The following is a 6588-nucleotide window of genomic DNA, read 5'->3' as shown; positions in this document are numbered from 1 at the left end:
GTTCCTGCTCATGCGCCTGTGGGTGTTCCGCGCCGGCGCCGGGACCTGAGCCGCCCCGCGCAGGAGCCCCCCGAACTGGCGGCGCATTGCAACCGGGTGGCTGAATTCCCATCTGAACGGTGTCCGGTCGGGGCGTGCCTCGCGGGGGCGCATCGGCCGGGGAGTCGCTTCTTCGAGGCCTCTTTGGAATGAACCGCAGCCTGATCTTCGACAGCCCGTTCCTGCTGGGCTTCGAGCATACCCGAAGCCTGATCGAGCGGGCGGCCAAGGCGGCCGCCGAGAGCTATCCTCCGTATAACGTGGAGGACCGCGGCGACGGCGCCCTGCGCATCACGCTGGCGGTGGCCGGCTTCTCGCCCGACCAGCTCAGGGTCACGGTCGAAGATCGCCAGCTCGTCATCGCCGGCAGGCGCGACGCGGGCGGCGCGGGACGATCCGAAGACGCCTTCCTCCATCGCGGCATCGCCGCCCGAGGCTTCGTCAGAAGCTTCGTGCTCGCGGACGGGATGGTGGTCGAAGCCGCCACTCTGGAGCATGGCCTGCTCCACATCGATCTGGCCCGGCCCGAACCGGAAAAGCAGGTGCTCAGCATCCCGATCCGGACCGTCGGCTGAGGTCGATCGAAGTCTTGCCGAACGGGACGCCGGAATTCCCCGGGTCCCTGTCAGAAGAAGGGCGCGTGAACCCGCGGCCCTTCGGAGCGTTGAGTTTCACGGAGGTGGTCATGATGACGCCTGTTCTTACGACTGAAGCCTTTGCCGCCCTGGGCGCGCCCAATCTCGTCTACGTGCGGCCCATCAAGGCCGCCGAGATCATCGCGTCGACGCCGGCCGCACAGATCCAGAGCTTCGAGCTCGATCCGGATCAGACCCTGTACGCGGTCCACCGCGCCGACGGCGAACGCCTTGCGGTGCTGACCGACCGGGACGCCGCCATGGCCGCCGCCCTCGCCCACGAACTCGCCCCGGTGTCGGTGCATTAGGCGGCCACAACCATCGCTTGAATGGAGACGCCGGCCCTCAAGGCCGGCGTTTTCGTTTGGGAGAGGCCGCGCAGCGGCGCCTTCCGATCTGATGAACCGCGGAATTTCGCGGAAGGAGCCCTGACCTTCTTTCCGCGTATTCCGCGGCTCCAAGGTGATTGAGTCCCCGCTGACGTGGAGATGGGTGCTAAGCCGCCGGCCGGTGCGCGTCCTGCACGAGTAGCGCGTGGACCGCATCCGCGGAGCGCGCCTTGCGGAGCTGCTCGCGCAGATCGCTCTGGCGCAGGAGGCGCGAGACCCGGGCCAGCGCCCGCAGGTGGTCGGCGCCGGCGTCCTTCGGGGCGAACAGCGCGAACAGCAGGTCGACCGGCTGGTCGTCGACCGCCTCGAACTCGATCGGAGCCTCCAGACGCACGAAGACGCCCCGCATCCGCTCCAGGCCCGAGAGCCGCGCGTGGGGCACGGCGACGCCGTGACCGACGCCCGTCGAGCCCGCAGCCTCGCGCTCGGTCAGCGCGTCCAGCACGTCGCCGGCGTCGAGGCCGAAGTTGCGCGCCGCGATCTCGGCGATGACCGCCAGAGCCTTCTTCTTGTTGGCCGCGCTCACGCGCGTCGAGATCGCGGTGCGATCCAGCAGATCACCGATGTTCATGGTCTTGAAGAACTAACCCCAATCCTCGAACCAAGGACCGCCGCCCTCGCGGAGACGGCGGCGAAGCCCTTGGCCAGCCTTGCAACTAGTGCGCCGGTTCCGCGGCAGAACCGTTGCTCGCCTTCGTCCTCTCCGGGTCGATCCAGCCGATGTTCCCGTCGGGGCGGCGATATACCACCGAAAGTCCGCCGTGCGCGGCGTTCCGGAACACGATTGTTTGAGCCTCGGTCAAGTCCAATTCGAGGACCGCCATGGAAACCGTCATCTGACGGATGGGCTTTTCCGTCTCGGCGATGATCATGGGCTCGGGGAAGGCCTGGCCGGCGGCGCCCTCGTCGAGGTCGTCGTCGCCCTCCTCGCTGGCGGCGATGACGAAGTAGGCGGCGCTTTCAGCCTGCTTGGCGCTGGCGGCCAGCGAATGGTCCTTGAGCCGGTTCTTGTAGCGCCGGATGCGCTTGGACATCTTCTCCAGCGCCGCATCGAAGGCGAGGTGCGCGTCACCCCCTACGCCATGCGTGGTGAGCTGCTGGCCCGAGGCCAGCGTGACCGCGCAGTCCACCTTGAAGGCGGTTCCCTCGCGGCTCACGACCACGTCGGCGCCGCCGCCGTCGCGATCGAAATACTTCAGGATGGAGGTGGAGAGTTCGTCCGAGACTCGCGTCCGCAGAGCCTCGCCGACATCGACATGTTTGCCGGTGACTTGGACTTGCATACCGATGACAACGCGCCCGGTCGCGGAAGGTGTCAAGCCGGCGAAATCACCGACCAGACATGCACGAACATCCTGACGATAATGTGAGCGGCGGCGACCAGGACGGAGGCGCTGACGAAGGCGATCAGGTAGCCCAGGAGCGCGATCAGTCCGTCGCGCTGGATGAGCGCGAACGACAGGGCCGAGACCGCCAGGGCGGGCAGCATGTTGCCGCCCGGGATCGGCAGGATCAGCACCAGCGACAGCCCCAGCACCACCACGCCGATCAGCCGCTCGCCCACCGGACCGAAGAGGATGGTGAGCCGCGGCTTCGACACCGCCTCCACCTTGCGCAGCGCGCCCACCAGCCGGGGCAGCCCCTTCTTCAGGTCGGCGGTCGAGACCGTGCGGTTCCTGATCCCGCTGGGCAGCCACGGCGCCGCCGCGCCGATGATCAGTTGCGGCGCCAGCAGCACCAGCGGAAGGCCGAAGATCGTCGTGGCGCCCGGCGGCAGCGGCAGGATGCACGCCAGCCCGAACACGAACAGCAGGGCCCCGATCGCGCGGCCGCCGAAGAGCTGGGTCAGTTCCGCCACCGAGATCCGCTCGCCCTCGTGATAGGCGACGTCCGCCAGGACGGCGGACAGGGGACGCTGGTTCTCAGGCGACTCGGGCATGGACGTTCCATCTGGCGGTTCTGTGAAGCTGCGCCAAGTGGCGGAACGCGTTTTATGACGGTGAAGGTTCCCGGAGGCCGCCGCCGGGGCTTCCCCTCCCTAGGGGCAGGTTCGCTACCGCTGGGGCCATGAACGCCCTCAGCCCGACCCTGGAGCTCCTGCGCGTCGCGAGCGGCGACGTCGAGATCGCCGCCGACGTCGCCGGCGCGGCCGACGGCGCCCCGGTGATCCTGCTGCACGGCGGCGGGCAGACCCGTGGGGCCTGGGGCGGCGCGCTGGCCGAGGGGGCCCGGCGCGGCTTCCGGATGATCAGCGCCGACCTGCGCGGACACGGCGAGAGCGGCTGGTCGCCCGGCGCCGACTACGGCATGGCCGCCCACGCCGGCGACATCCGCGCCCTCGCCGACGCCCTGGACGCGCCGCCGTTCCTGGTCGGCGCCTCGCTGGGCGGCATGGCCAGCCTCAGCTACGCCGCGCTCGGCCACCCGCTGGCGGGGCTCGTGATGGTCGACATCGCGCCCACCGTGAACACGGCCGGCACGGACAAGATCCTGGCCTTCATGCACAGCGCCCCGGACGGCTTCGCCAGCGTCGACGAGGCCGCCGACGCGGTCGCCGCCTACCTGCCGCACCGCAAGCGCCCGAAGGACACCTCGGGCCTCCTGCGCAATCTCCGCCTCCGCGACGGCCGCTACTACTGGCACTGGGACCCGCGCATGTTCGGCGAGCGGGACCGTCCGCGGCGCGACACCGAGGGCCTGCGCGACGCCGCCCGCGGGCTGCGGGCGCCCACCCTGCTGGTCCGCGGACGCCTCTCCGACGTGCTCTCGCAGGAGGGCGTGGACGACTTCCTGCAACTCGTGCCGCACGCCGAGTTCGCCGACATCGCCGACGCCGACCACATGGTCGCGGGCGACCGCAACGACGCGTTCAACGACGCCGTCTTCGCCTTCCTCGACCGTCACGCCGGGCGGTAGTCACATCAAATTCCCGCTCATCCCGGCATTCGCCAGGCATTCGCCGGGATGAGCGGCATGAGATTGTGCGGTCATCCGCACAGTCTGTGCGCCGACGCTCAGCTAGTCGCACAACGGGCGCGCGACTAGATCGTCGCCCGTCCGGATGGCCCGGACCGGAGACCCGACATGGCCCAGGCCAACAAGATCGCCCTCGTCACCGGCGGCAACCGCGGCCTCGGCAAGGACATGGCCCTGTCGCTGGCCCGCATGGGCACCGACGTCGTGCTGACGTTCAATTCCAACGCCGCCGAGGCCGACGCGGTCGTGAGCGAGATCCGTGCGCTGGGCGCCCGCGCCGCGGCGCTCCGCTTCGACCTCACCGACATTACGGGCCTCGACGGCTTCGTGACCCAGGCGCAGGCGACGATCGCCGAGGCCTTCGACGGCGCCGAGCGCCTCGATTTCCTGGTCAACAACGCCGGCATCGGCCGCGGCATCCCGCTCGACGCGGTGACCGAGGCCGACTTCGACACCTTCGCGAACGTCCACTTCAAGGGCGTCTTCTTCCTGACCCAGAAGGTGCTGCGGATGATGAACGACGGCGGCGGCGTGGTGTTCGTGACCGCCGCGGCCGACCGCTACAACGTCCCCAACTACGGCCTCTACGCCTCGTGCAAGGGCGCCATCGAGGTGTTCTCGCGCTACGTCGCCAAGGAGTACGGCCCGCGCGGCATCCGCTCGAACAGCGTCGCCCCCGGCGGCGTCGCCACCGACTTCAACGGCGGCTTCATCCGCGACAACCCAGGCGTCCAGCAGATGGTGATCTCCCAGACCCCGATGGGCCGCCTCGCCGACGCCCACGACATCGGCGGGGTCGTCGCTCTGCTCTGCAGCGACGACGCCCGCTGGCTCACCGGTCAGCGCCTGGAGGCGACCGGCGGCTTCAACCTCTAGCTTCGAACTAGGCCGCGACGAGGCGGCGACGCCGAAGGGCCGCGCCCGCCGCGCCGAAGCCCAGGATCATCAGCGCCCAGGCGCCCGGCTCGGGGACCGCCGTCGAGACGCCCCCGTCGATCGAGATGTCGTCGAACAGCATGAAGCTGTTGCCGCTGAACGTGACCCGATCCACCGAGGCGAAGTTCGCCGCAGCGAAGGTCCAGTTGTTGCTGAAGCTCAGATTGGCGCTGCCGACGACGTCGTTGCCGAGGTAGCCGGTCACCGAGCCCTCGAAGGTGTCGTTGACGCCCCAGTTGCGGAACCAGAAGCTGGTGAGCGTGAAGGTCCCGCCGCCCACCTTGATGAGATCGATCGGGCCGGTGTAGTCGTTCAGCACCGCGAACTGGCCGCTGTGGCCCGTGCCGTGGACGTAGTAGTCGACGTCCACGACGTCGCTGTTGTCGCTGAAGTCGTACCCCTGCGTCTGGAACCCCTGCTGCGTGTAGTAGGGGAACACCGAGTTCTCGACGCCGACCTCCTCGAAATCGATGAGCACCGCGTCGGCCGCGGCCGGCGTGGCGACGAGGGTCGTGGCGCAGAGCGCGCCGAAGGTCCAGGCGGCGACGCCGCGGGCGGAAAAGGTCATTGCAAGCATCCCCAGCAGAGCTTTCGGCGCACCGTCGCCGAACGTCGATCGTAGAACAACGCCAGACTCCTGGCGCGTGAGCGCCCTCAACGCACACGCGCAGGCCTCTCTCCATGATCCTGGTCCCGGCGGCCGGGCCCCTCATCCCCCGATCGGGGGCCGCCGCGCCGGGAACAGCTTCCTGCGGTAGGCCTCGCCGCCGTAGAGGGCGAGCGCCGCCAAACTGAGGCCGCCCACGATGATCAGTGCCTTCCAGACCGGCCCGCCGTAGCGCGCCGTGTGCACGGGCCAGGCCGAGTTGTAGACCCGCGCGCCCGTGTTCTGCGCCATGGCGTCATAGGCCGAGACGATCCGACCGTCGGCAGGATCGAAGAAGACCGTCGTGCGCCCGTTGGTGTGCCACTCGCCGGCCTGGCGCATGCGGAACGAGGCGGCCTGTCCAGGCTTGCGCGCCGGGATCGCCATGCGGACCACCGCGCCCGGGAACCGCGCCTGGGCCTGCGCCAACGCCGCCGGCCAGTTCGTGGCGCCCGACGCGGCCACCGCCACCTTCGGCCCTTTCGGCGCCGGCGCCTGGAAAAGCGGCCGCGAGAGGTCCGGCAGCGCCATCGTCGCCCCGGTCAGCGTGCTCACGAACACCATCGGCGCCGCCATCACCGCCAGGTCCCGGTGCGCCGCGAGCCACCCGGCCCGGCCCTTCCGCTTCGGGACCACGGCCGCCGTGAAACTCCGCCGCGCCGGCCACCATAGGATGAGCCCGCTCACCGCCATCAGCGCCGTCGCGAGCCCGACGCCGCCCACCACCAGCTCACCCGTGTCGCCGCTCAGCAGCTGGTGATGCAGGTCGAACACCCACTCGATCGCCCAGTCCGCCTGCGTGAACTCGCGCACCACGCCCGCCCGGTGATCCACCCACGCGTGATGGCCGTCGGCCAGCCGCACTTCGCTCCAGGCCGCGTCGGGCGAGGCGAAGACGATCGACGAGATCGTCCCGGTCCCGAACCGGGCCTCCGACAGTGCGATGATCCCGGCCAGCTCCGCCGGC

9 protein-coding genes are annotated in these 6588 nt (G+C 69.8%); 4 read left to right on the top strand and 5 right to left on the bottom strand.

The window, feature by feature from the left end; translation table 11 throughout:
• Positions 1–188 precede the first annotated feature (188 nt).
• Positions 189–614 carry an Hsp20 family protein gene (locus JNL41_RS02450; RefSeq protein WP_293472681.1) on the top strand — a complete coding sequence of 142 codons (426 nt, stop codon included), beginning with the start codon at positions 189–191 and terminating at the stop codon, positions 612–614.
• Positions 615–724: 110 nt separating this feature from the next.
• The gene (locus tag JNL41_RS02445; protein ID WP_293472680.1) at positions 725–982 is read left to right on the top strand and encodes a DUF1150 family protein; all 258 of its coding nucleotides are present in this window, start codon (positions 725–727) and stop codon (positions 980–982) included.
• A 187-nt stretch (positions 983–1169) separates the two neighbouring features.
• Here JNL41_RS02445 and ptsN read toward each other — a convergent pair whose 3' ends face one another.
• The 3 genes from ptsN to JNL41_RS02430 all read right to left on the bottom strand — a co-directional run bounded on the left by ptsN (position 1170) and on the right by JNL41_RS02430 (position 3002).
• Positions 1170–1634, bottom strand: a complete 465-nt coding sequence (gene ptsN, locus JNL41_RS02440; protein ID WP_293472679.1) for a PTS IIA-like nitrogen regulatory protein PtsN — start codon at positions 1632–1634, stop codon at positions 1170–1172.
• A gap of 85 nt (positions 1635–1719) precedes the next feature.
• The gene (gene raiA, locus JNL41_RS02435) at positions 1720–2346 is read right to left on the bottom strand and encodes a ribosome-associated translation inhibitor RaiA (RefSeq protein ID WP_293472682.1); all 627 of its coding nucleotides are present in this window, start codon (positions 2344–2346) and stop codon (positions 1720–1722) included.
• A gap of 32 nt (positions 2347–2378) precedes the next feature.
• Complete coding sequence (locus JNL41_RS02430) at positions 2379–3002, bottom strand: exopolysaccharide biosynthesis protein (RefSeq protein WP_293472678.1); 624 nt, start codon at positions 3000–3002, stop codon at positions 2379–2381.
• Between the two features lie 128 nt (positions 3003–3130).
• Between JNL41_RS02430 and JNL41_RS02425 the strand changes: the two genes are divergently transcribed.
• Together JNL41_RS02425 and JNL41_RS02420 are read left to right on the top strand one after the other, a co-directional pair.
• A complete protein-coding gene (locus tag JNL41_RS02425; RefSeq protein WP_293472677.1) occupies positions 3131–3979 on the top strand; it encodes an alpha/beta hydrolase in 849 nt (282 codons plus the stop codon).
• Positions 3980–4147: 168 nt separating this feature from the next.
• Complete coding sequence (locus tag JNL41_RS02420) at positions 4148–4915, top strand: SDR family oxidoreductase (RefSeq protein WP_293472676.1); 768 nt, start codon at positions 4148–4150, stop codon at positions 4913–4915.
• Between the two features lie 7 nt (positions 4916–4922).
• On the opposite strand, the gene JNL41_RS02415 is transcribed toward JNL41_RS02420, so the two are convergent.
• Both JNL41_RS02415 and JNL41_RS02410 read right to left on the bottom strand, forming a co-directional pair.
• A complete protein-coding gene (locus tag JNL41_RS02415; protein ID WP_293472675.1) occupies positions 4923–5543 on the bottom strand; it encodes a PEPxxWA-CTERM sorting domain-containing protein in 621 nt (206 codons plus the stop codon).
• A 141-nt stretch (positions 5544–5684) separates the two neighbouring features.
• A partial coding sequence (locus tag JNL41_RS02410) for a PepSY-associated TM helix domain-containing protein (RefSeq protein ID WP_293472674.1) occupies positions 5685–6588 on the bottom strand: 904 nt, incomplete at its 5' end.

The sequence above is a fragment of the Phenylobacterium sp. genome, assembly GCF_016793285.1.
Lineage (GTDB): Bacteria > Pseudomonadota > Alphaproteobacteria > Caulobacterales > Caulobacteraceae > Phenylobacterium.
The sequence above is the reverse complement of the archived record's forward strand: the minus strand, read 5'-3'. Positions and strand labels throughout refer to the sequence as shown.